Raw genomic sequence first — 22,514 nt, forward strand, 5'->3', positions numbered from 1 at the left:
TGCCGGGCCTTGGTCCGGCATTTGTCATTTGGGTTCCCTTTTGCCAGACTGATGCACCATGTTTCCTGATATCCCACCGTGGCTCGCTCGTTTTCTCTTGTTCTTCGCTTTTGCGATCGCTGCCCTGATGGGCGCGAGTGCCACCATGCGGGCGGCCTTTCCCAATGGCCTGTTTGGCAGTCTGATTGATCCGGTAACCGGCCAAGCGGATGGGGTGGAGCTTCTGAAAAACGTCCTGTCGCTGGCTGCTGGCTATATGCTGTTGATAACACTCGTTTATCAGAAGTTCTTCGGAGGCGAGGACTGAGGGCCCGAATTTGCCCGGAATGCCTTGCTTTTCATCGTGTCTCAGCATCTTCCCTTAGTCTCTCCCCTCAAAGCCGCATAGCTGTTATTCACAAGCTGCCTTTTCTTTCTCCTTTCAGGGGCGTATTTTCCGCCGGGTTTGCTGGCGACAGGGTACGCCGACAGGAAAGAGTGGATCCAATGGTCTCTGTTCTCGGGATATTGATTGCCATCCTTGGCGGCCTGATGTTTCTACCGGCCATCATCGATTTGTCCTTTCACGATGATGATTGGCTGGTCTTTTTCGGCAGTGGTACGATTTGTCTGTCCTTTGGCGTCGGGCTGTTTCTGGCTGTGCGTGAACAGGAGGGAGACTGGTCGATCCGCAAGTCGATCCTGTTTGTCAATGGCATCTGGATCCTGATCAGTCTGTTTGCCTCTCTGCCACTTTACTTCTCTTCGTTGCATCTGAGTTTCGCCGATGCCTTCTTTGAAACGGTTTCCGGCCTGACGACCACCGGTTCAACGGTGCTGAGCGGTCTGGATAGCATGGCTCCGGGCCTGTTGTTTTGGCGTTCCTTCATGCAATGGATCGGTGGGTTGGGGATTGTTGCCATCGGGGTGGCGATCCTGCCGGTGCTGGGCATGGGTGGTCAGAAACTGTTCTTTCTGGAAAGCTCTGAGCAGAGCGAGAATCCCTATCCACGCATTCAGGATCTGGCGGCCAAGATCGCCACCGTTTATGTGGTTCTCACGGTGACCTGTGCGTCTGCCTATTTCCTGCTCGGCATGACCCTGTTCGAAGCGGTCAATCATGCGATGACGACGGTATCAACGGGGGGATTCTCCACATCGGATGAGTCTCTGGCGCATTTCCACTCTATGGGCATCTTGTTGACTGCCTCCTTTTTCATGTTTCTGGGCGGGCTTCCCTTTCTGTATCTCATTCGCCTGACCGCGACTGATCGCGAGGCGGATCCGCAGATTGCGCTGTATGTGAAAGTGGTGATTGGGGCGACAGTGGCGATCTTCCTTGCCAAGGAAATGGTCTATCCGGAAACCGAGTTGAATGATCTGGTTCTGTCGCTGTTCAATGTCATTTCGATCATGACGACGACGGGTTATGCGGCTGGGGACTATCAGCTTTGGGGACCGCTCTTCTGGGCAATCTTCCTTGGCCTGACATTCTTCGGGGCCTGTTCCGGGTCGACATCGGGCGGCCTCAAGCAATTCCGCTTTGTCGTGGCGTGGGAAGTGCTCAAAAATGCGGTCGGCAAACTGGTCAATCCACATCGGGTGAGGCCAATGCGCTATGGGTTGAAGATTGTCGACGATGAAATGGCTGTCTCGACCATGAGCCTGATCTTTCTGTTCTTCGGCACATTCACCTTCTTTGCCATCTTGCTTGAAATTTCGGGTCTGGATTTCATGACCTCGATCAGTGCGTCGGCTACGGCTTTGGCCAATGTTGGGCCGGGGCTTGGGGAAATTATTGGTCCTGCAGGCAATTTCACCACTTTGCCCGACGGAGACAAGATGCTGCTGGCCATGGAAATGATCCTGGGACGGCTTGAGATCTTGTCTGGACTGGCAATCCTGACACCTGCTTTCTGGCGTTGGTAGAAGCCTCGGTCCGTCGATTGGATCTTTATGTGGCTACCCTTTTCTGGCTTTGGAACACAAGAGCATTGGAATGAGCAAGACTGACCCATTGAGTGCGCCGCCAAACAAGGAGGCACCGCGACGCTCCGGTTTCTACTGGTATCGGCGCGGCATGCGGCACCTGATTTCCACCCCGGCGGCGGTTTTGTGCATTTCCTTTGCGGGCTTTGGCGGCTTTGCACGCGAGAGCGGCATTGATGTCACCCATGCGATGTTCATGACATTGTCCATTTGGGCCTTGCCAAGTGCGGTTGTTCTGGTGGGCGGGATTGTGTCCGGCGCGGGGCTGTTGGCGATTGCCACGGCGGTTGCTTTGGCCTCGATCCGGATGATGCCGATGATTGTGGCTTTCGTGCCGGAAGTGCGCGGCCGGAACACCCCGACATGGAAACTGGTGATTCTGTGCCATGTGACGGCCATCACTTCGTGGGTTTTCGGCATGACCCATTTGCTCGCCTTGCCGCGCTATGCACGGGTGCCTTTCTATGCAGGCTTTGCGCTGACGCTGACGACGATCAATATTTTCGTCACGGCTCTGGGCTTTGCGATTGCCGGCTTGGTGCCGCCCCTTGTCGCCGCCGCCTTGTTCATGACAACGCCGCTCTATTTCATGCTGACCCTGCCCAGCGCGGCGCGGATCCTGTCTGATCGCCTTGCCTTGATCTTCGGTTTTGCGCTGGGGCCGCTCTTTGCCCTCTATGTGCCGGGAACGGATCTGATCTGGACCGGGCTGGTTGGTGGTATTGCTGCTTACGGGATCGGTTATGTTGCGAGGAAGCGGGCATGAATCTGACCTTTGACGCCATTGATGCGGCTTGGTGGCCTTTTCTGTTCATTCTCTTGGCAGCGTCCATTCCGACCGATATCTGGCGCTGGATTGGCATTGCCTTTGCCGGGCGACTGCGCGATGACAGCGAGTGGATCCTGTTGGCGCGTGCTGTGGCCAATGCCTTGGTGGCCGGGGTCATCATGCGGTTGATCCTGTTTCCATCCGGTGCGCTGGTGGAAGTGCCGGTATGGATCAGGCTGGTGGCGGTGGGGCTTGCTGTCGGGCTTTACTTTGGCCTCATCCGAAACTTGCTTTTGGCGGTGGTTGTCGGCGGCGGAACTCTGGTTTCCCTGTCGCTGCTATTTGGCGCAACGCTCTGATGCAGCGAAGAAAAAGGCCCCGGGGAGGGGCCTTCTATGATTCTGTTTTGGGGCTTGGCTTATGCTGCCTCAAGTGCCTTGCGCAGCTGGTCAGCAAAGCCCGACAGCAGCTCTCCGTCGGCCATCTCGCCGGTATGAGGCTTGAGCGGAACGCCTTCCTTGCGCGGGATGACATGGACATGGAGATGGAAAATCACCTGTCCGCCAGCGCTTTCGTTGAATTGCTGCACGGTGATGCCATCGGCCTCGAAGGCCGTCATCTGGGCGCGGGCGATTTTCTGGGCCGTGGCCATGACGGCGTTGATGTCCTCAGCCTTGACATCAAGCAGGTTGCGCGAGGCATTTTTCGGGATGACCAATGTGTGGCCGTCGGCGCGAGGCATGATGTCCATGATCGCAATGGTCATGTCATCTTCATAGACCTTGTGGGCTGGCAGCTCGCCGCGCAGGATCTTGGCAAAGATATTGTCGGTGTCATAGGCAGGTGTCGTCATCACGCAAATCCGTCCATCAAAGAGCAAATTGTTTGGGGGCAGACTAGCAGCGCCGAGGACGCAAATCTATCCATTGCCTTTTTTGAATGGGGAAAGCGTGGCGAGGAAATCCTGCTCGGCTTCAGCCGCCTGTCTTTCCCGCTCCAGATAGTCGGCAATGGCCTCACGGAAGGCGGGATGATCGATCCAGTGGGCAGACCATGTGGTCTGGGGTTCATAGCCACGGGCGATCTTGTGCTCCCCTTGAGCGCCTGCCTCAACGCACATCAGACCGTGGGCAATCGCCCAGTCGATGGCCCGGTGATAGCAAAGCTCGAAATGCAGGCAGGGATAGTCACCTATGGTGCCCCAGTAGCGACCATAAAGGGTATCACCACCGATGAAATTGAGCGCCCCGGCAACAGGCAAATCACCATCATAGGCCATGATCAGCAACACCCGGTCTGCCATTCGCTCGCCGATCATCGAAAAGAAGGTGCGGTTGAGATAGGGACTGCCCCATTTGCGTGAGCCGGTATCCATATAGAAGTCGAAGAAGGCGTCCCAGTCGGATTCAAGGATTGCGTCTCCCTGCTTGTCGAGAATGGTCAGACCATGGCTCTGGGCGGTCTTGCGTTCCTTGCGGATATTCTTGCGCTTGCGCGAGGAGAGGTGGCTGAGAAAATCCTCGTAGTCTTCATAGTCTTCATTGACCCAATGGAATTGCTGATCCCGTCGCACAAGGAAGTCCTGCCTTTCAAAGATGGTCTTCTGTTGTTCTGGCAGGAAGGTCAAGTGGGCCGAGGAGATGGGATATCGGTCGCAAAGCTGTTTCAGGCCATTGGCCATCGCGGCAATGGCGACATCGCTGTTGACGCCCTTGCGGCTCAGCACCTTGGGCGCATTGACCGGGGTGAAGGGAATGGCGCTTTGCAGCTTGGGATAATATTGTCCGCCCGCCCGCTCCATGGCATCGGCCCAGGCATAGTCAAAGACATATTCGCCCTGACTGTGGGACTTGAGATAGAGTGGCTGGACGGCCAGCACGGTGCCATCCTCGTCCTTAAGGGCCATATGATGGGGAAGCCAACCGGTCTGTTCGCAAACGCAGCCAGACTTTTCCAGTGCATCAAGGAAGGCATAGTCGAGAAAGGGATTGGCCTTGCGTGCGCTCAATGTGTCATGAAGACAGCCATTCCATGCTGCTTCGCCAATCTCGCTGATGGCATGGAGAATATGCAGCTGGAAGCTTCTATCCTGTGACATATCCTGAGACATGGAGCGCCCTTTTGCGTTTGGGATGCGGTGGCGATCAGCCACATTCTAGTGGCCGGGAAGACAGTGGAGCCCTCCTAATATCGGTCAGATATCAAAAGGGTTCAATGGCTTGCCGTCGAAAAGGGCGCTCAAATTTTGGGCGACAACAGATCAGTCCGCAATGGCGTCAGGGTCGTAGCCTTCGAAGGTGACCTGATCGCAATGCTTCAGCGCCCAGATATGATCTTCTACGGATTTGGTGGTCCAGCAGATGACAGGCAGACCCGTGAGGGCCTTCATCAGATCGACAGAAGGGGCGGGAAAATCCTTTTGGCAATAGGAAATGAAGTCAGGCTTGCTCACACCTGCATGGAGCAGGTGGGTCAGCTGATAGCGTTCTTCGTCGGGCAGATCTGCCCCATCCTTGTCACGGAAAAAATCACATGACACGATGCCACGTGGCCGGTCGGTGACTTGGTGCAGCTCGGTGACGACCATCGGTGAAAAGGACATCAGGGCAACCGGGCCATCATAGGTGCTCAGGCTGGCAGCGACAGCACGCTCCAGCCGACCATCCTGCACTTTCGGGGTTTTAAGCTCGATGACAAGGGGAACGCGCCCATCGATATGGGCCAGCAGCGATGGCAATTCCTCGATCGGATCGCTGCCATTCTTGAAAGAGACTAAGCTCAGCTCTGAGAGGGTCATTTCGTCGAGGCGACCGGTTCCGTTGGTCAAGCGCTCGAGGCTGTAATCATGAAAAACAGCGGCCTTGCCATCTTTGGTAATCTGCACATCCAGCTCGATGGAAAAGTCATGGCTGATGGCGGCATCAAAGGATTGGCGACAATTTTCAACACGCCCTTGGGTCACATCATGAAGACCTCTATGGGCGATGGGGCGTCTGGTGAGCCAGCTCAAATCTTGGTTGGGCATGAGGGGGTCGGCCTGTGCATTGGTGGGATTCGACCCCCTGACGCTATCAGTCTTCGCTCAGCTCAACAATGGCTTCGATTTCAACAGCCACACCAAAAGGCAGGGACGCAGCAGAAACCGCAGAACGGGCGTGCCGTCCCTTGTCACCAAAGACTTCAACCATGAAATTCGAAGCGCCGTTGATAACTGCAGGCTGCTCAGTGAAATCACCGGTGGAATTGACAAAGCCGACCAGTTTGACAATGCGGGCCACCTTGTCGAGGTCGCCTGTCGCAGCCTTCATCTGGGCGATCAGGTTGATGGCACAGAGTTTTGCAGCCTCTGCCCCTTGTTCGGTCTGCATCGTGTCGCCAAGTTTTGCCTGAAACTGAATGCCTTCGGCGGTCATCGGGATTTGACCGGAAATGAACAGCTGATTGCCGGTTTTAACAAAGGGAACATAGTTGGCCGCAGGGGCTGCTGCTTCTGGCAGGGTAATGCCGAGTTCGGCGAGTTTGCTGTCGATGACACCGGACATGGGATTTCCTCTTGTTGAGATGAATTGGGTGAACCGGGCGCCCCTTCATGTGAGGCGAGTTCCTTGGGTGCCTCATAGATAGGGGAGGTGGATCGCCATTGCCAGAAAAACCTTGCCAAAAAACTTGTATGGCATACGCATTTCAGGTCATGATCACCAAGAGTATTCAAGGAGTACCGAATTTGAACTTTTTGCGTGTCGCAGTTGTCGTGAGTGGAGACTGGCTGTCCCGGATCGGGAATGGCATGCGCATGGCTATTGGTTGGGGACTGGCCGTGGTCTGGTTTTCTCCTGCAATTGCATTATCGGCAGAAACGGTGACGTTGGCACCTTATCGAGCGGTCTATGAGATCACTTTGGAGGAAGGTGGGCGGCGATTGGCCCAGCCTGCGGCCCTGATGGCTTTGTCCGGACGAATGGTTTATGAGCTGACCGGTGGTCCATGCGAAGGCTATTCAATGACCCAGCGGCTGGTGACGGCCGCAGACATGGTCGAGGGCGGGCGGATCCTTGAGGATTTGCAGATTGCCGGATTTGAGGACCCGCAGGCCGACACGTTCGAATTTGTATCGCGCCGGTTGATTGGCAATCGATTGGCTCAGAAGCAAAGGGGTGTTGCAACCCTGAAAGGGGACCTGACAGAGCTGACCATGCGGGAGCCGCAGAATGATGCGCTGACATTGCCGCACAAGGTGCTTTTCCCGATCGGCTTCCAACAGGCCCTGATCATAGCCGCCTTGAACGGAGAACGGCTGTTTTCGGCCCATTTGTTCGATGGGGCAGAAAAAGTTGGGGCCTATTATCACACCACTTCGAGCATCGGGCCGATGACCCGTTCGGGGCCAGCGACGTCTCCAGCACAAGGGCCGCTGGCCACGCTAGGCACAATGAAACGCTGGCCGCTGACCATCGCCTATTTTCAGGCGTCCGAGCAAAGCGAGGCGATGACCCCGCTCTATGAGCTCTCGACCGTGTTGTATGAAAATGGCGTTAGCGGCTCGTTGCGGCTGGTCTTTTCCGACTATGTGATGCGCGCCAGATTGCAGTCACTCGACATGCTGCCTGTTGCCACTTGTCCTTAGGCCTGACTTGCGCTTTCACAGACCGCTATCCTCATCTGGCTTCTGGGCCGAATGGATTTCAACCACTTTGCCATCCGACGGGCTTTCACTTTTCAGTTTGCCTTTCATGGTCAGGCCCAACTCGACCATGCGACTGCCAAATTTGGCACTCAGCTTGTCTATGGCCTTTTCGGCCTCGGCCCGTTTGCCCGCTTGCTCATCAATCAGGTCTGGCGGGTCGGCAAAGGCCGCGTCATGCAGCTCATTGAGGCCGATGCCGATCAGGCGAAAGCGTTTGTCCTCGCCCAGTTCCCTGAGCAACATATCCTTGCCAATGGTGTAAAGCTTGTCGGCCAATTGGGTCGGGTCGGACAGGGACCGACTGCGGGTGATGCTCTTGAACTGGGCCGATTTCATTTTGAGCGTGATGGTGCGGCCTGCCAGACCCGCCTTTTTGGCGCGCTCGGCGGTTTTCTCTGACAGGCGACGCAGGATCGGCAACAACTCATCGGCACTTGAGAGATCGCGGTTGAAGGTGGTTTCCGAACTGATGCTCTTGGTCTCGGAGTCTGCCGACACGGTGCGGTTGTCCTGTCCACGGGCAAGGCGAGCGAGGCGCAGCCCCATGGTGCCATAGCGTTTGGCCAGGTCTGTCTCATCTGCCCGGCGCAGCTGATCGATGGTGTGGTAGCCATCCTGAGCCAGTTTTTTCTGGGTCACCTTGCCGACACCCCAGATCAGGGATATTGGCTTATCGGCCAGAAAACTGTCGGTTTCCTCTTTGCCGATGATGGCAAAGCCTCGGGGTTTGTCGAGATCGGAGGCGACCTTGGCGAGGAACTTGTTGTGGCTCAGTCCTACCGAGACCGTGATGCCGATGTCGTTTTCAATGTCGCGGACAAAACGGGCGAGGGTATAGGCCGGATAGGCATGATGCAGGCGTTCGGTGCCTGTGAGATCGAGGAAGGCCTCGTCGATGGATAGCGGCTCAACCAGCGGGGTGAGCGCTTGCATGGCAGCACGGATTTGTTTGCCGACGCGGCTGTATTTTTCCATATTGGGGCGAATGACGACCGCTTCGGGGCAGAGCTTTCTTGCCTGAAACATTGGCATCGCCGAGCGCACGCCGCGAATGCGGGCAATGTAGCAGGCGGTGGAGACCACGCCCCGCTCGCCGCCACCAATAATCACGGGCTTGTCACGTACGGCCGGATTGTCGCGTTTTTCCACCGCCGCATAGAAAGAATCACAATCGATATGGGCAATGCTGAGCGTACGCAGTTCGTGATGGCGGATCAGGCGCGGGGACCGACAGCGAGGGCAGCGCGACGGCGCCCCATCCCCTTCGGCCAAGCAATCCCGGCAGAGGTAGGCATCTGTTGCATGGGCCGCGTGGGGTGACATGGGCGTCTCTTTAAAGGGAGCCAGTTGAGGCGCTGCTCATTGGGTCAAGACGCGCCTTGGCGGTGACGACCTCTTCAGGCGTCAGACCATGGTTGCTGGCAAAGGTCAGCAACAGCGAATCATCGGTCAGCAGAAACTCTAGAATCGCCGCAAGAAAGGAAGCTTCGGACGCAATGTCACGCAAGTCGGAGGGATCCAGCCCCGAAAGGGCCAGGAAACGGCCCATCAATTCAGGATCTGCTGACAAAAAACCTAACGCCTTGATGGCAATGGCTTCTGCAGTCTCGAAGTTTGGCAGAGAACGGTTTATAGTCATTGGCAATGTTTGCCCTTTTGAAAGATTTGTTGCGTATAAAAGTGAACAGATAATACCGCATCCCCTGCAGAAGCCCAGATCAATCTGATCGAGGCACCGGGTCTGCCCAGGTATTTCAGATCGATGGACGGGACCATGGCCAAGAAAATTCTAATTGTCGAAGATAACGAGCTGAACATGAAGCTTTTTCTCGATCTTCTGGAAGCGTATGGCTATGACACGGTCGGAACCCGCAATGGGTTGGAGGCGCTTGATTTGGCGCGCGAGCATCGGCCTGATCTAATTCTCATGGATATTCAACTGCCAGAGGTGTCTGGGTTGGAAGTCACCAAGTGGCTGAAGGAAGACGACGATTTGCGCCCCATTCCGGTGGTCGCTGTCACGGCCTTCGCCATGAAGGGGGATGAGGAACGGATTCGTCAGGGGGGCTGTGAGGCCTATCTCTCGAAACCCATTTCTGTTGCCAAATTTATCGAAACCGTGCGCACCTATGCCGGTGAAGCCTGACAATCTTTCGATTGAGGAATTTTGATGTCCGCTCGTGTCCTGGTCGTTGACGATATCCCTGCCAATGTGAAATTGCTTGAGGCCCGCCTGATGGCGGACTATTTCGATGTGCTCTGTGCCAAGAGCGGCAAAGAGGCATTGGAGATTCTCGATCTGCACATGGTCGACATTGTGCTACTCGATGTGATGATGCCGGAAATGGACGGATTTGAGGTTTGTCGCCGCATCAAGGCCAATCCGCAAACCATGCATATTCCCGTTGTGATGGTGACGGCGCTGGATCAGGTCAGTGACCGGGTATCCGGACTGGAGGCCGGGGCGGACGATTTCCTGACCAAACCGCTCAATGACATCGCGCTGATCAGCCGGGTTAAGTCTCTGGTTCGTATCAAAATGATGACCGATGAGTTGCGGTCTCGTGCCTCGACGTCCGAGCAGATGGGGCTTGATGATGGCAGTTTCATGAAAAAGCTGCTGCATCACGAAGGCGGACGGGTGTTGCTGGTTGATGACATGCGTTCCAGCTCCGATCGAATTCGCAAGCAGGTGCGGGGTGATTACGAGCTGAGCTTCGAGAATGATGTCCAGATGGCGCTACGCCGCTGCACGGATGAGGATCTGGACTGCGTGCTGGTCAATCTGGGAACGCAGACCTTTGATGCCTTGCGGCTCTGCGCTCAGTTGCGCTCTCTTGAAAGCACCCGGATGTTGCCGATCCTTGTTCTTGCCGATGAGAGCGATCAGGGCCGGATTATGCGGGCCCTGGATCTCGGGGTGAATGATTATGTGCGTCAGCCGGTTGACCGCAACGAGCTGTTGGCCCGGATCAAGACACAGGTGCTGCGCAAGCGGTATCTCGATGCATTGCGGGACTCGATCCAGCACACGATGGAACTGGCTGTTCTCGACGGACTGACCAAGCTCTACAATCGCCGTTACATGACAACTCACCTAAACTCGCTGCTGGTCTCGGCGAAAGATAAAGAAAAGCCTTTGTCACTGTTGTTGATGGATATTGACCATTTCAAATCGGTCAATGACACCTATGGCCATGATGCCGGTGACGAAGTGTTGCAGGAATTCTCCAATCGTATTCGCAAGAATACCCGTGGGATCGATCTTGTCTGCCGGTATGGTGGTGAAGAGTTCGTGGTGATCATGCCCGATACCGACCATGCTTTGGCAACCGTGGTCGCCGAACGGATTCGCAAAAAGGTCTCGGAAAAGCCGTTTATCATCCATAAGGGCCGCGACATGCTTGATGTGACCGTGTCGATCGGGCTGGCCTCGGTACAGAATGGGGCGGAAAGTCAGGATCGGTTGCTGAAACGGGCTGACAATGCGCTCTATCACGCCAAGGAGAGTGGCCGAAACCGCGTTGTGGTTGCTAGTGAAGAGGCCGCTTGACAAGTTGAGAGGGTTTCACGACTCGCCAATTTGGCGGTTGAGCCAGCTTTCTGGGGATATTAAGCCTCTGTCTTCATAAAATCGCCAATAGAAGTGTCGCTTCCATGCCCTTTGGGTGCGACTTTGTGCTGTTTACAGGCATGTTAAGGTTAATTGTTGGTGAATTTCGGGTATTCTTATTGAATGTTTAAACAATTCGTTGAAATCCTGAATATTTTTGTTACGCTGGACTAGCATGATGGAAGTGGGGACGTCTGTGTATGCTTTGCAGTTCAACTGTATGCGCTCGCGAACTCAATCCACCCACGAATTATCCCCTACGGAACACTCAGGTCCGCCGCATCTCCTGGGACCGTGGGGCTTGGTCGGTTCAGGCGCAGCAAGAGTGGCCTCCTCAAGTGGTCTGCATCTGAACCGGCCATCCTTTTATTAACGGGACTTTCCCCGATCCTTTCCACCTTTCGCTGTCGCCTTTGCGCCCATACGGGACGCGAAGGTCTGTGCTGACCGCTTGGCTTGCTGTTGGGTGTTCAGGTGGGTGTTCAGGGTCTGTATGCCCAACGCCGGTGGAACATGCTCAGATCGCGATGCTGAGGATAGGGGGAACATGCGGCACGTCTGAAGAGAGGGGGCAGCCTGCCTCTCAGCTTCTGGTTCTTTCAATCATCCAGTCCGGTTGCCTGTCGTCTCGAATGCAAGCAGTTCCGAATGCAAAAAGGCCCGCAAGATGATCTTGCGAGCCTTTTGAAATCTGTCTTTCAGAGAAGCTTACTTGATTTTTGCTTCTTTGAATTCAACATGTTTCTTTGCCACCGGGTCATACTTCCGCTTGACCATTTTTTCGGTCATGGTGCGGGAGTTCTTTTTGGTGACATAGAAGTAACCCGTATCAGCGGTGCTGACCAGACGGATTTTGATAGTTGTTGCCTTAGCCATTTTGTCTTTTCCGTCTCTTGGGCCCGCAGTTGGTTTTGACAGCTGGTCTGTCACTCACCAAAGGGTGCGGGCTGAAGATGCGCTGAGCGGAAAAGAACCGGCTCAGCATAAAACCTGTTTCGAGCCGCCAAACTACGCAAAGTTGGCTTATTGTCAAGAGTGTGGCGCCAATTATCGACGCCATTCTTAATCACATTGCACTTTCAAACGCTCGAAACCGCAAAAACACCTGCAAAGCCGTGATCAAAGCTCGGACCGCACCATTTCCTTGCCCTGCATGTAGAAGAAGGGCGTGGCTTCGTTGGGCGTGAAGTCCGGGTCTCGTTCCAGACGGTTTGCCAGCTCGGTGAGAATCTCCTGGGTGATGCGCGGCAGGTCGAGCTTGTGCGCATCATCAATGGTCAGCCAGTGGAGATCCTCCAGCTCGCCTGTCGGGCCTGTGCCCTCTGGCAGGCGGTCAATGATGTGGCAGGCATCGACAGCAAAGAAGCGGGTGTCAAAGCGCCGTGTGCGGCCCGGAGGGGTAATGGCACGGGCGATGAAGCGATAGGGGGAGAGGTCTGGCAGCAGGCCGCGCTCCTTGAAGGCCTCCCAATCGCCCCCTTTCAGACGTCTGTCTGTGCCCTTGACGCCAAGAAACAGGCCAGCCTCCTCATAGGTTTCGCGAATGGCACACATGACGAGGCCGCGCATGCGGGCGTCGCTGTCACCGTTCTTGGCCTTGTGCCGCAGCTTTTCGAGCACATGCGGGTGCAGGTCGGCGGCAAAGGGAACGTGGCGGTCGGTCGAATCAAGGCGACCACCGGGAAAGACGAACTTGCCGGGCATGAAGCGGTGCTTCATGTGGCGTCGGCCCATCAGGATTTTCGGCTCTCCATGCTCGCGATCAAGGATGATCAGCGTGGCGGCATCTTTGGGGCGGATGTTTGTATGCGCCTTGTCATACATGCGAAGGGCGTTGGCGGTCAGCTCCGGGTGAGCGACGGGGGGCTTTTCAATCAATTCGGACATGGTCTCTCGGTCGGCCACTCAAATAGGGGGCTCGTGCGCACTCGTGTTGATGGGATGACCGACCTACCGGCCCAATATTAGGCGCGATCCGGGAAGTCGGGTTCGGCATTGGGGTCAAAGCCGTGCATATAGTTCGCCCACTGTAAAGCGACAATCGCGCCTTTGATAGGTCGCAAAAATGCTAAAGACATCGCAATGGTGAGGGGGATCCCGATGGCCATGTGAAGCCATAGGGCCGGTTTGAAGGCTACTTCTGCCCAGATAACCAAAGGCACAATGATGTGACCGACGATGAAAATGGTGAAATAGGGAGGGGCATCGTCTGCGCGGTGGTGGGAATAGGTCTCTCCGCAATGGCTACAGGTGTCAGAGACTTTCAAAAAGCCGCCAAACAGACGGCCAGTCTGGCAGTTTGGGCAACGGCAGAGGGCACCTTGCAGCATGGCGGCAAAGACATCACGGCGGGGTTTGGCTTGCAGGCTGAAGCTGCTTGTTACTTGACTTGTCACTGACCTGTCGTCCTTTTCGGCTTGTTCCGTTCCGACTGATCCCCTCAAACAGTCGAGCAAACCTATATATAGTACAATTACGTAACTTGTCTATCTCTTCCCTTTGTTGCCTCTTTTGGGCTTGGTGGAGCGGGGGCGTGTGGTGCCGGGCAATTTCTTGCCGCGCCCCTTTTTCGGTATGCCGTTGGTTCGGCCGCGCACGCTTCGGGTTCGACTGAGGCGGCCCTTGGGGTGCTTGCGGCCTTCGGACAGCATTTCGAATCGCAAGGCTCCTGCCATGGGGGCCGCTTCGACGAGTTTCACCTCGACCATGTCTCCCAGACGGAAGGTTTCGCCGGTTGCTTCGCCGACCAGCTGGTGGTTGGCTTCGTCAAACGCATAATAATCGTAGCCGATGGTGGAAGCGGGGATGAAGCCATCCGCGCCTGTGTCAGAAAGCTGGACAAACAGACCGACACGGGTGACACCGGAAATTTTGCCGGTAAATTTCGCGCCCACCTTGCCGGACAGGAACCCGGCAATCAGCCGATCCTTGGTATCGCGTTCGGCGGTCATGGCGCGGCGCTCGGTGGTCGAGATATGGCCGGCAATATCGCCAAGCTTGGTCTCGAAGCCATTGGGCAGGCCATCATCACCCAGATCAAGAGCCGCGATCAGGGCGCGGTGGACGATCAGGTCGGCATAGCGCCGAATCGGTGACGTGAAATGGGCATAGCGCAGCAGGTTGAGGCCGAAATGGCCGATATTGTCCGGGTTATATTCTGCCTGCGCCTGTGAGCGAAGCACCACCTGACTGACCAGCGGGCCATGTTCCGTGTCAGCCATGCGATTGAGGATGGTGTTGAACATGGAGGGACGCAGATTGCCGCCCTTGGGCAAACTGAGATCAAGTGACTGGAGGAACTCGCGCAACCCTTCGAGCTTTTCGGGCGAGGGATTGTCGTGGATGCGGTAGACGAGTTTCTGTTTGCGCTTTTCCAGCGTCTCTGCGGCGGCCACGTTGGCCTGAATCATGAACTCTTCGACCAGCTTGTGGGCATCGAGGCGCGGCGGCACATAAACCCGGTCGATCTTGCCTTCAGGGGTCAATAGAAGCTTGCGCTCGGGGATGTCCAGCTCCAGCGGTTCGCGGGCGTCGCGCCCGGCCTTGAGGATGGCATAGCCGTCCCACAGGGGCTTGAGAATGCGCTCAAGGATTGGTGCGGTCTTCTCGTCCGTCGTGCCGTCAATGGCATTCTGCGCCTGATTGTAAGATATGCCAGCCGCGACCCGGATCATCACCCGGTGGAAGGAGTGGCTTTTCTTGGTGCCATGCTTGTCGAAAATCATCCGTACTGCCATCGAAGGGCGGTCTTCGCCTTCTTTCAGGGAGCACAGATTGTTGGAAATCCGCTCGGGCAGCATCGGCACGACGCGGTCGGGGAAGTAGACCGAGTTGCCGCGCTTGAAGGCTTCGCGGTCGAGCTGGGAGCCAAGACGGACATGATAGGCGACATCAGCAATGGCGACATAGGCGATGGTGCCGCCATCATTGGCCGGATCCGGATCCGGTTCCGCATAGATGGCGTCGTCATGGTCCTTGGCGTCGGCGGGGTCGATGGTGATCAGCGGCAGATCACGCCAGTCTTCACGGCCCTTCATGGTGGGCTGTGTGGCGCGCTCGGCCTCCATCAGCACATTGTCGGGGAAGATATAGGGGATTTCCAGCGCATGGATGGAAATCATGCTGACGGCCTGCTCAGAGGCCATCGGGCCGATCACTTCGCGCACATGGGCGCGCGGGGTGCGCGAGCGGCCAGAGCGGGTGATGGAGACGGCGACCAAATCGCCTTCCTCTGCCTCACCGCGGCCCGAATCGTCAATCGACATTTCCTGCGTCTTCTTGTCGATCGGCACAAGGCGGCCACCGCCATGAATGGGGTCACGGCGATAGATGCCAAGAATCGAATCTTGCCGTTTGGGCAGGATCTTGATGACCCGGACGGTCTGGCGGATGCCAGCCATTTCAAACTGGTCGTGATGGGTTTCGACAATCTTGGCCAGCACCCGGTCGCCAACGCCCGGCACGGCTTTTGACTTTTTGTCCGGTTGAATGAGAACGCGCGGCGGTTCGCCATGGTCGCTTTCCCATTTGACCGGCAGGCCAATGAGATCGCCGTGGGAATCGCGTTCGGCAATCCGATAAATGCCGACGGCAGGCAATTCACCTGCCTTGACAAGGCGTTTGCGGCTTTTCTCGATGTGACCGTCTTCGGTAAGTTCTTTGAGGATGCGTTTGAGCCCGATCCGCGCGCCACCGGATATGTTGAAAGCGCGCGCAATCTCGCGTTTCCCGGCCTGACCGGGATTTTCGGCGATGAAGGCGAGGATCTCTTCTTTGGAAGGAAGGCCGTCCTCGATGGTTGGTCTGCGTTTGCGTATCAAGGGTCGGTCCTTCCGGGCTTTTGGCGTTTTGTGCCTTGTTGTCTGTCAGCGTCAGTCGACGTCGAAGGGGGGGCTGTCATCCGCCGGTTCGGCGTCTTTTGCCTTGGCTGCGGTCTTTTTGGCCGGAGCCTTCTTCGTTGTCGTTTTCTTTGCTGTGGTCTTTTTCGCCGTTGTCTTTTTTGCTGCTGCTTTCTTGGTGGGAGCCTTTTTCTTGGTTGCTCCTGCCTTGGCGGCAATCATCTCAAGAGCCTGTTCAACGGTGACAGATTGCGGGTCCATGTCTTTGGGTAGCGTGGCATTGATCTTGCCGTGATTGACATAAGGGCCATAGCGACCGGATTTGACCGCAATGGCGCCGCCATCAGGATGCTCGCCCAGATCCTTGAGGACTTGGGCCGTGGCGCGACCACCACCTTTGGCCCGTTTTTCAGCCAACAGCGTCACTGCATGGTTGAGCCCAACGGTGAATATGTCGTCAACACCTGGCAGATTGGCATAGGTGCCATCATGCAGCACGAACGGGCCATAGCGCCCCAGACCGGCGGAAATCATCTTGCCGTCTTCCGGGTGTGTGCCCACTTCGCGGGGCAGGGAGAGCAGCTGCAAAGCCTTTTCCAGATCGATGCTGTCGAGCGGCCAGCCTTTGGGAATGGAAGAGCGCGGCGGCTTCTTGTCCTCACCCTTCTGCACATAGGGGCCGAAACGACCGGTGCGCAGGGTGACTTCGAGATCGGTTTCCGGGTCGATGCCGAGTAGTTTTGGACCTGCATCAGCCCCTGCAATCTGATCGCCATTGCCGTCTTTGGTCAATTGGCGGGTGTAGGAGCAGTCCGGATAGTTGGAGCAGCCGACAAAGGCACCATAGCGCGAGGTTTTCAGGCTGAGCTGGCCATCGTCGCAAGACGGGCAGGCGCGCGGGTCGGTGCCGTCTTCCTTGGGTGGGAAGGCATAGGCAGCGAGCACTTCATTCAGGGTGTCGAGCACTTGCGAGACGCGCAATTCTTTGGTGCCGTCGACATGGGAGGCGAATTCCTTCCAGAAATCGCGCAGCACATCTTTCCAATCGAGCTCACCAGCAGAAATCCGGTCGAGCTTTTCCTCGAGTTCAGCGGTGAAGTCATATTGCACATATTGCTCAAAGAAGTTGGACAGGAAGCCCGTCACGAGACGGCCCTTTGAGTCAGGGATCAAGCGCTTCTTGTCGAGCGTCACATAGCCACGATCGCGCAAGACCGATAGGGTCGCGGTGTAGGTGGAAGGGCGGCCGATGCCGAGTTCTTCCATCCGCTTGATCAGCGTGGCTTCGGTGAAACGAGGGGGAGGTTCGGTGTGATGCTGGCTCGATGTGATGGCCTTTTGCTTCAAGCTCTCGCCATTGGTCATTGGTGGCAGGCGGTTGCTTTCCTCGTCGTCATCATCGTCCTTGGTCTCGGTATAGAGCGTCAGGAAACCATCAAAGCGGACAACGGAACCGGTGGCGCGCAGATCGGCGCTGCGGGTGCCATTGCTGGCCGTGATGTCGACTGTGGTGCGTTCCATCTGGGCCGAGGCCATCTGGCTGGCCATGGTGCGGCGCCAGATCAGCGTGTAGAGCTTGAGCTGCTCATCATCTAGATAAGATGCCATCTGTTTGGGATGGCGGCTGATGTCGGTTGGGCGGATGGCCTCGTGGGCCTCTTGCGCATTCTTGGCTTTGGTGCTGTATTCACGCGGTTTTTCGGGCAGATATTGCTTGCCGAATTCGCTTGCGATGGCATCGCGGATCGGGCCAATGGCTTCTGGCGCGATCTGCACACCGTCGGTACGCATATAGGTGATCAGACCGGTGGTCTCGCCGCCAAGGGTAATGCCCTCATAGAGCTTCTGGGCGATCTGCATGGTGCGGGCGGCGGCAAAGCCCAGTTTGCGCGAGGCTTCCTGCTGCAGGGTCGAGGTGGTGAAGGGGGCAAAGGGATTGCGGCGCACCGGCTTGGCTTCAACCGAGCGGACCGTCAGTCCCGATTGCTCGATCAACTGCTTGATATCGGCCGCTTCCGTGCCAGTGGCGATGTCCAGACGGCCTTTCTTCTCGCCGTCAACAGCGGTCAGGCGGGCTTGGAAATCGGCGCCAGCTGCGGTTTGCAGGTCCGCCAGAATGGACCAGTATTCCTGCGGCACGAAGCGTTCGATTTCTTCTTCGCGTTGACAAACGAGGCGCAGGGCGACCGATTGAACGCGTCCAGCCGAGCGGGCGCCGGGCAGCTTGCGCCAGAGAACCGGCGACAGGGTGAAGCCGACCAGATAGTCAAGGGCGCGGCGGGCCAAATAGGCATCAACCAACGGCACATCAATGTCGCGCGGATGGTCCATCGCCTCGAGAATGGATTGTTTGGTAATGGCGTTGAAGACCACACGCTGAACGGGCTTGTCCTTGAGAACGCCGCGCCGGTTTTTCAACACCTGCAACACATGCCAAGAGATGGCTTCCCCTTCGCGATCCGGGTCAGTTGCGAGAATGAGGCGGTCGGATTCCTTGACCGCTGCGGCAATGTCGGACAGACGCTTCTTTGATTTTGCGTCCGCTTCCCACGTCATTGCAAAATCTTCGTCGGGCAGGACGGAGCCGTCTTTGGATGGCAGGTCTCGAACATGGCCGTAGGATGCCATGACCTTGTAATTCTTGCCTAAATACTTGTTGATTGTCTTGGCTTTGGCCGGTGACTCAACGATGACGACGTCCATGCGAAACCTGTCTTTACAACACTCCAGTCACCAAACTTTGGCTGCTCTGGTTGCAGTCGGTTGGTGGCGAGAGTCCCTGATTCAACTATATTTGTTTTCTGTCAAATGACCGCTCAGCCCGTGAACGTCAAGGCTTCTGAGCAAATTCGATCAAACTATTTTGGCTTTCACACACAGGTGAGACGAATGAATATACAACCTATTGGGTGTGAAAAGGTTGTATACAACTTAGTTTTAAACGTGTAAGGTTGAGATATGAAGGCTGGGGCTTGCTGTCATGCAGCAACCGTATCGCCCGTGAAGCAGTCAAACATGCGAAACCGGAATGGGGGGCCGCATTGGGATTTGGCTCATGTGACAGGTTTGGTGGAGTCAATGGAAAAGAAGCTGAGTGTTGTGGGTGGTTTGTCTTCTCAAGGGACGGGGAAAGTCAAAACAGCGGACTATATTTGTTCGCATTTGCAGGAATTGACCGAGATGGCCCGTCAGGAGGAGCTTGCTCTATTGGTCTATCTGTTGGAGATGGCCATGATTGAAGCCATGGAAATCGCTAAGCAGGTGCGTAAATAGGCCTTTGCCGGCTGCTGCATGTTTGGCAGACTTTTATTCTGATGGATCGTCGGAGGCAGTCCAAAAAAGATTGCCGACCTAGAGTGGAGCAGGGCGCGGTGGTGAGGATCACCGTTTAGCCGAGCAAGGACACCATCTGGTTGCCATGGCGCTCGAGGCGCCCGGCAATATCAAGCTCCAGCAAAAGCATCTGGATTTGTGAGGCGGTCAGGTCTGATTGTCGTAGCAACTCATCGACGCTGATTGGAGTGGGCGACAAGCTGGAAACAAAGCGATCCCGCTGGTCTGGCGAAAGCGCATCCTCTTCTTGGTCCTCTGCATACGCCTTATTATCAGCCGGTTCCTTGAAACCAAGAGGCAGGGGCGCGGGGTCGTGTGGTAGGCGGTTTGTCAGTGCGCTCAGAATATCGTTGGCGTCACAAACAAGACAGGCCCCTTGCTGGATCAGGTGATTGCCACCGTCGGCTCTGGGGTCGAGCGGAGAGCCGGGTATGGCAAACACGTCGCGATCCTGTTCCAGTGCATAGCGGGCAGTGATCAGCGATCCGGACCGCTTGGCGGCTTCCACTATCAACGTGCCTGCGGACAAGCCGGAAATGATCCGGTTGCGGCGGGGAAAATCCTGACTGCGGGCCTGCCAGTTCCATGGCATTTCGGAAATCAAAAGGCCGTGCTGGGCGATTGCGTGAGCCAGATCGATGTTTTCCGGTGGATAGATGCGATTGAGACCACCAGCAACAACGGCAATGGTGCCGGTTTCAAGGCTTGCCTTGTGGGCGGCTGTATCGATGCCACGCGCCAGCCCTGAGGCGATGGTGACGCCTGCCTCCCCCAGATCTGCGGCAATCTGCCCGGTCAGTTTCCGCCCGGCAGCAGAGCAATTGCGCGAACCGACAATGGCGATTGTCTGCCTTTGCGCCCAAGCGCAGTTGCCCATTATGGTGAGGAGGGGCGGCGGGGCATGGATTTGCGTCAAGTCTTGCGGATAGTCTTTTTCGCCAAGGGCCACGAGACGGGCTCCTGCCTGATGCAGCTGTTGCCACTCCTCGGCAATGTCAGCTTCAGACGCGATCTGTATTTTCCGTTTGCTGCCACCTTTGCGGGCAAGGTCAGGCAGCGCCAATATTGCCTTGCGGGCTGAGCCATAGTGAGCCAGCAATTGATAAAAGGTTGCTGGGCCAACATTAGCCGAGCGAATTAGCTGTAACCAGTCGAAGCGTTGCTTGTCGCTCAGGCGAAGGGCAGAGGAGACATCTCCCGAAGATGGCAACGAGGTTGCATTGGATGCGGTCTCTGCCATGGCGGGATCGGTCCGGTTCATGCGTCCGGTCCGTCGGTGGCCGGTTCGGACTCGCTGTCGGTCTCGGACTTGTTCTTGCCGCCGATCCTGCTTTCGGTGCCGTTTAAGAGGCGATTGATATTGGCTTTGTGTTTCACCCACAAAAGAGCCGTTAGCACCGCAAAGACTTCTGCCATCTGCCATTCGCCAAAGCCCATCAGAGCAAAGGGCATCATGCCACTGGCAATCAGGGCAGACAGGGACGAATAGCGTGTGATGAAAGCGGCCGCGAGCCAAGTGAAGGCAAACAGCAGGAAGGCGGGCCAATAGAGGCCGAGCAGCACGCCGAGATAGGTTGCGACGCCTTTGCCACCCTTGAATTTCAACCAAAAGGGGAAGAGATGACCAAGGAAGGCCCCGATGGCGGCCAGATTGGCAGTTTCCGGACCCCACTGGGCAGCGATGACAACGGGAATGGTGCCTTTGAGCAGATCACCGAGCAGGGTGAAAAAGGCCAACTTCTTGCTGCCGGTACGTAGCACGTTGGTCGCGCCGATATTGCCTGAGCCGATTTTGCGGACATCGCCCATCCCGGCAAATTTGGTCAGCAACAGGCCAAAGGGTGTGGACCCCAGAATATAGCCGAATGCCAGCGCCATGAGATAGTAGGGCAGGGAATAGGTCAGGCTGATCGGATCGGGCATTGTCTGTCCTCAGGCGCAAGGGGCCGGGCCAAGCGTGTTGGTCCGGCGCGATGTTGATTCTGTTGAGCCAGGCTCAAGAAGGATCGTAATGGTGAACCAACTGGCCTTCAACGTATGTTTGCAAAACCCGGCCGGATAGACGCGCTTTGTGGAAGGCTGTGTTTTTGGAGCGGGATTTCAGCAGATCGCGATCCATCACCCAAGGTTCATCCGGGTCAAACAGGATGATGTCTGCCGGATTGCCCGGTTTCAGAGTGCCGGCATCCAGAGACAGCAGAGCCGCCGGGGTGGTGGATAGAGCCTTGAAGGCCTGCATCAGGCTCAACTGATCGCTGTGAACAAGACGCATGGCGGCCGCCAACATGGTTTCCAAACCAACCGCACCGTCGGCGCATTCGGCGAAGGGGTGGCGCTTGGTGTCAACGTCTTGCGGATCGTGAGCGGAATGGATGACATCGATGGTGCCGTCGGCAACGCCTTCAACCATCGCCAGCCGTTCGTCTTCGCTGCGCAAAGGCGGGGACATTTTGTAGAAAGTACGGTAGAGGCCGATGTCATTCTCATTCAGCGTCAGATGATTGATCGAGACACCGCAGGTAACATCGAGACCCTTATCCTTGGCGCGGCGGATGATTTCCAGGCTTTCGGCGCAACTGATCTGGCTTGCATGGTAGCGACAGCCGGTCAGCTGGGCGAGGCGGATGTCACGGGCCACCATGATGGTCTCGGCTTCGGCCGGAATGCCGGCAAGGCCAAGTCGGGTGGAGGTTTCACCCAAATTCATCACCCCATTGCCGACCAGATCCGGGTCTTCGGGGTGATGGACAATGAGGGCATCGAAATCGCGGGCATAGGTCATAACCCGGCGCATGACCTGGGCATTGGTGATGGCCCGGCGGCCATTGGTCAGGGCGACGGCGCCCGCCTCCAGCATCATGCCAATTTCGGTCATTTCCTTGCCATTGAGACCCTTGGTCATGGCTGCATAGGGGGCGACATGGACGCTGGCCGTGTCACGAGCCCGGCGCTTGATGAAATCAACCAGAGCGATATCGTCGATCACCGGGTCGGTGTCGGGCATGGTGGCGATGGTGGTGACGCCGCCTGCTGCGGCTGCACGGCTGGCGCTTCTGAGGGTTTCGCGATGCTCGGCACCCGGCTCACCGGTGGTGACATGCATGTCGACGAGGCCCGGCGCGGCAACCTTGCCATGGCCATCCACGCGCAAAATGTCGGTCGGAAGCTGGCCTGCCACATTGGCGCCGATGGCCTTGATGCGGCCGTCTTCGACGAGGATGGCGCCTTTTTCATCGAGACCGGTCGATGGATCCATCAGATGCAAGTTGGTGAGGGCAAAGGCGGATTGTTGTCTGTCTGGCATGATCA

The 22,514-nt window shown here is 56.6% G+C and carries 22 protein-coding genes; 8 read left to right on the forward strand and 14 right to left on the reverse strand.

Features of this window, described 5'->3' with window-relative positions; translation table 11 throughout:
• Positions 1 to 58 precede the first annotated feature (58 nt).
• The 4 genes from FDK21_RS04070 to FDK21_RS04085 all read left to right on the forward strand — a co-directional run bounded on the left by FDK21_RS04070 (position 59) and on the right by FDK21_RS04085 (position 3,096).
• Positions 59 to 307 carry a hypothetical protein gene (locus tag FDK21_RS04070; protein WP_138147575.1) on the forward strand — a complete coding sequence of 83 codons (249 nt, stop codon included), beginning with the start codon at positions 59 to 61 and terminating at the stop codon, positions 305 to 307.
• A 179-nt stretch (positions 308 to 486) separates the two neighbouring features.
• Entirely contained in the window at positions 487 to 1,908 is a 1,422-nt protein-coding gene (locus tag FDK21_RS04075) for a TrkH family potassium uptake protein (RefSeq protein ID WP_114009060.1), read from the forward strand.
• 70 nt (positions 1,909 to 1,978) lie between these two features.
• Positions 1,979 to 2,734 carry an AzlC family ABC transporter permease gene (locus FDK21_RS04080; protein ID WP_138147576.1) on the forward strand — a complete coding sequence of 252 codons (756 nt, stop codon included), beginning with the start codon at positions 1,979 to 1,981 and terminating at the stop codon, positions 2,732 to 2,734.
• The gene (locus FDK21_RS04085; RefSeq protein WP_245418400.1) at positions 2,731 to 3,096 is read left to right on the forward strand and encodes an AzlD domain-containing protein; all 366 of its coding nucleotides are present in this window, start codon (positions 2,731 to 2,733) and stop codon (positions 3,094 to 3,096) included. The genes FDK21_RS04080 and FDK21_RS04085 overlap by 4 nt, the downstream gene beginning before the upstream one ends.
• A 59-nt stretch (positions 3,097 to 3,155) precedes the next feature.
• On the opposite strand, the gene FDK21_RS04090 is transcribed toward FDK21_RS04085, so the two are convergent.
• The 4 genes from FDK21_RS04090 to FDK21_RS04105 form a co-directional block, all read right to left on the reverse strand.
• Positions 3,156 to 3,590, reverse strand: coding sequence for an HIT family protein (locus FDK21_RS04090; RefSeq protein ID WP_138147941.1), 435 nt, complete (start codon positions 3,588 to 3,590; stop codon positions 3,156 to 3,158).
• A gap of 66 nt (positions 3,591 to 3,656) precedes the next feature.
• The gene (locus tag FDK21_RS04095) at positions 3,657 to 4,847 is read right to left on the reverse strand and encodes a GNAT family N-acetyltransferase (protein WP_246657482.1); all 1,191 of its coding nucleotides are present in this window, start codon (positions 4,845 to 4,847) and stop codon (positions 3,657 to 3,659) included.
• Between the two features lie 150 nt (positions 4,848 to 4,997).
• Positions 4,998 to 5,762: a glycerophosphodiester phosphodiesterase family protein gene (locus FDK21_RS04100; protein ID WP_138147577.1), complete on the reverse strand. Its 765-nt coding sequence runs from the start codon at positions 5,760 to 5,762 to the stop codon at positions 4,998 to 5,000.
• 46 nt (positions 5,763 to 5,808) lie between these two features.
• Positions 5,809 to 6,279, reverse strand: a complete 471-nt coding sequence (locus FDK21_RS04105) for a RidA family protein (RefSeq protein WP_138147578.1) — start codon at positions 6,277 to 6,279, stop codon at positions 5,809 to 5,811.
• A gap of 182 nt (positions 6,280 to 6,461) precedes the next feature.
• Between FDK21_RS04105 and FDK21_RS04110 the strand changes: the two genes are divergently transcribed.
• Positions 6,462 to 7,361, forward strand: coding sequence for a DUF1849 family protein (locus FDK21_RS04110; protein WP_171021937.1), 900 nt, complete (start codon positions 6,462 to 6,464; stop codon positions 7,359 to 7,361).
• A gap of 15 nt (positions 7,362 to 7,376) precedes the next feature.
• On the opposite strand, the gene FDK21_RS04115 is transcribed toward FDK21_RS04110, so the two are convergent.
• A complete protein-coding gene (locus FDK21_RS04115) occupies positions 7,377 to 8,744 on the reverse strand; it encodes a DNA polymerase IV (RefSeq protein WP_138147580.1) in 1,368 nt (455 codons plus the stop codon).
• Between the two features lie 10 nt (positions 8,745 to 8,754).
• Positions 8,755 to 9,060, reverse strand: coding sequence for a DUF3572 domain-containing protein (locus tag FDK21_RS04120; RefSeq protein WP_138147581.1), 306 nt, complete (start codon positions 9,058 to 9,060; stop codon positions 8,755 to 8,757).
• Between the two features lie 135 nt (positions 9,061 to 9,195).
• On the opposite strand from FDK21_RS04120, the gene FDK21_RS04125 reads away from it, so the two are divergent.
• Together FDK21_RS04125 and FDK21_RS04130 are read left to right on the forward strand one after the other, a co-directional pair.
• Entirely contained in the window at positions 9,196 to 9,567 is a 372-nt protein-coding gene (locus FDK21_RS04125) for a response regulator (protein WP_114009663.1), read from the forward strand.
• A 24-nt stretch (positions 9,568 to 9,591) separates the two neighbouring features.
• Positions 9,592 to 10,974: a PleD family two-component system response regulator gene (locus tag FDK21_RS04130; RefSeq protein ID WP_138147582.1), complete on the forward strand. Its 1,383-nt coding sequence runs from the start codon at positions 9,592 to 9,594 to the stop codon at positions 10,972 to 10,974.
• A gap of 768 nt (positions 10,975 to 11,742) precedes the next feature.
• Here the strand turns inward: FDK21_RS04130 and rpmG are convergent.
• The 5 genes from rpmG to topA form a co-directional block, all read right to left on the reverse strand.
• Entirely contained in the window at positions 11,743 to 11,910 is a 168-nt protein-coding gene (rpmG, locus tag FDK21_RS04135; protein WP_090071899.1) for a 50S ribosomal protein L33, read from the reverse strand.
• Positions 11,911 to 12,153: 243 nt separating this feature from the next.
• The gene (locus FDK21_RS04140; RefSeq protein WP_245418398.1) at positions 12,154 to 12,921 is read right to left on the reverse strand and encodes an NUDIX domain-containing protein; all 768 of its coding nucleotides are present in this window, start codon (positions 12,919 to 12,921) and stop codon (positions 12,154 to 12,156) included.
• Between the two features lie 77 nt (positions 12,922 to 12,998).
• Positions 12,999 to 13,364 (reverse strand): DUF983 domain-containing protein, encoded by a 366-nt coding sequence (locus FDK21_RS04145; protein WP_138147943.1) that lies wholly within the window; start codon positions 13,362 to 13,364, stop codon positions 12,999 to 13,001.
• A gap of 156 nt (positions 13,365 to 13,520) precedes the next feature.
• Positions 13,521 to 15,854 (reverse strand): ribonuclease R, encoded by a 2,334-nt coding sequence (rnr, locus tag FDK21_RS04150; RefSeq protein ID WP_138147583.1) that lies wholly within the window; start codon positions 15,852 to 15,854, stop codon positions 13,521 to 13,523.
• A gap of 51 nt (positions 15,855 to 15,905) precedes the next feature.
• Positions 15,906 to 18,575 carry a type I DNA topoisomerase gene (gene topA, locus FDK21_RS04155; protein ID WP_138147584.1) on the reverse strand — a complete coding sequence of 890 codons (2,670 nt, stop codon included), beginning with the start codon at positions 18,573 to 18,575 and terminating at the stop codon, positions 15,906 to 15,908.
• Between the two features lie 375 nt (positions 18,576 to 18,950).
• On the opposite strand from topA, the gene FDK21_RS04160 reads away from it, so the two are divergent.
• Positions 18,951 to 19,145, forward strand: coding sequence for a hypothetical protein (locus tag FDK21_RS04160; RefSeq protein WP_138147585.1), 195 nt, complete (start codon positions 18,951 to 18,953; stop codon positions 19,143 to 19,145).
• Positions 19,146 to 19,260: 115 nt separating this feature from the next.
• Here FDK21_RS04160 and dprA read toward each other — a convergent pair whose 3' ends face one another.
• The 3 genes from dprA to FDK21_RS04175 all read right to left on the reverse strand — a co-directional run bounded on the left by dprA (position 19,261) and on the right by FDK21_RS04175 (position 22,509).
• A complete protein-coding gene (gene dprA, locus FDK21_RS04165) occupies positions 19,261 to 20,466 on the reverse strand; it encodes a DNA-processing protein DprA (RefSeq protein ID WP_246657483.1) in 1,206 nt (401 codons plus the stop codon).
• Positions 20,463 to 21,128, reverse strand: coding sequence for a glycerol-3-phosphate 1-O-acyltransferase PlsY (gene plsY, locus FDK21_RS04170; protein ID WP_114009048.1), 666 nt, complete (start codon positions 21,126 to 21,128; stop codon positions 20,463 to 20,465). Before plsY ends, dprA begins: the two co-directional genes overlap by 4 nt.
• A 73-nt stretch (positions 21,129 to 21,201) precedes the next feature.
• On the reverse strand, positions 21,202 to 22,509 hold the full coding sequence (locus tag FDK21_RS04175; RefSeq protein ID WP_138147586.1) for a dihydroorotase: 1,308 nt from the start codon (positions 22,507 to 22,509) through the stop codon (positions 21,202 to 21,204).
• Between the last annotated feature and the right edge of the window lie 5 nt (positions 22,510 to 22,514).

The sequence above is a fragment of the Cohaesibacter sp. CAU 1516 genome (genome assembly GCF_005771485.1).
Lineage (GTDB): Bacteria > Pseudomonadota > Alphaproteobacteria > Rhizobiales > Cohaesibacteraceae > Cohaesibacter > Cohaesibacter intestini.

Bases quoted from the DNA above. Each gene is read 5' to 3' on its own strand.
- FDK21_RS04090 (WP_138147941.1), bottom strand. From the start codon at position 3,590: ATGACGACACCTGCCTATGACACCGACAATATCTTTGCCAAGATCCTG.
- rpmG (WP_090071899.1), bottom strand. From the start codon at position 11,910: ATGGCTAAGGCAACAACTATCAAAATCCGTCTGGTCAGCACCGCTGAT.
- FDK21_RS04070 (WP_138147575.1), top strand. From the start codon at position 59: ATGTTTCCTGATATCCCACCGTGGCTCGCTCGTTTTCTCTTGTTCTTC.
- FDK21_RS04115 (WP_138147580.1), bottom strand. From the start codon at position 8,744: ATGTCACCCCACGCGGCCCATGCAACAGATGCCTACCTCTGCCGGGAT.
- FDK21_RS04075 (WP_114009060.1), top strand. From the start codon at position 487: ATGGTCTCTGTTCTCGGGATATTGATTGCCATCCTTGGCGGCCTGATG.
- plsY (WP_114009048.1), bottom strand. From the start codon at position 21,128: ATGCCCGATCCGATCAGCCTGACCTATTCCCTGCCCTACTATCTCATG.
- FDK21_RS04160 (WP_138147585.1), top strand. From the start codon at position 18,951: ATGGAAAAGAAGCTGAGTGTTGTGGGTGGTTTGTCTTCTCAAGGGACG.
- FDK21_RS04085 (WP_245418400.1), top strand. From the start codon at position 2,731: ATGAATCTGACCTTTGACGCCATTGATGCGGCTTGGTGGCCTTTTCTG.
- FDK21_RS04125 (WP_114009663.1), top strand. From the start codon at position 9,196: ATGGCCAAGAAAATTCTAATTGTCGAAGATAACGAGCTGAACATGAAG.
- FDK21_RS04145 (WP_138147943.1), bottom strand. From the start codon at position 13,364: ATGCTGCAAGGTGCCCTCTGCCGTTGCCCAAACTGCCAGACTGGCCGT.
- FDK21_RS04130 (WP_138147582.1), top strand. From the start codon at position 9,592: ATGTCCGCTCGTGTCCTGGTCGTTGACGATATCCCTGCCAATGTGAAA.
- FDK21_RS04140 (WP_245418398.1), bottom strand. From the start codon at position 12,921: ATGTCCGAATTGATTGAAAAGCCCCCCGTCGCTCACCCGGAGCTGACC.
- dprA (WP_246657483.1), bottom strand. From the start codon at position 20,466: ATGAACCGGACCGATCCCGCCATGGCAGAGACCGCATCCAATGCAACC.
- FDK21_RS04175 (WP_138147586.1), bottom strand. From the start codon at position 22,509: ATGCCAGACAGACAACAATCCGCCTTTGCCCTCACCAACTTGCATCTG.
- FDK21_RS04120 (WP_138147581.1), bottom strand. From the start codon at position 9,060: ATGACTATAAACCGTTCTCTGCCAAACTTCGAGACTGCAGAAGCCATT.
- FDK21_RS04100 (WP_138147577.1), bottom strand. From the start codon at position 5,762: ATGCCCAACCAAGATTTGAGCTGGCTCACCAGACGCCCCATCGCCCAT.
- FDK21_RS04080 (WP_138147576.1), top strand. From the start codon at position 1,979: ATGAGCAAGACTGACCCATTGAGTGCGCCGCCAAACAAGGAGGCACCG.
- FDK21_RS04105 (WP_138147578.1), bottom strand. From the start codon at position 6,279: ATGTCCGGTGTCATCGACAGCAAACTCGCCGAACTCGGCATTACCCTG.
- topA (WP_138147584.1), bottom strand. From the start codon at position 18,575: ATGGACGTCGTCATCGTTGAGTCACCGGCCAAAGCCAAGACAATCAAC.
- FDK21_RS04095 (WP_246657482.1), bottom strand. From the start codon at position 4,847: ATGTCTCAGGATATGTCACAGGATAGAAGCTTCCAGCTGCATATTCTC.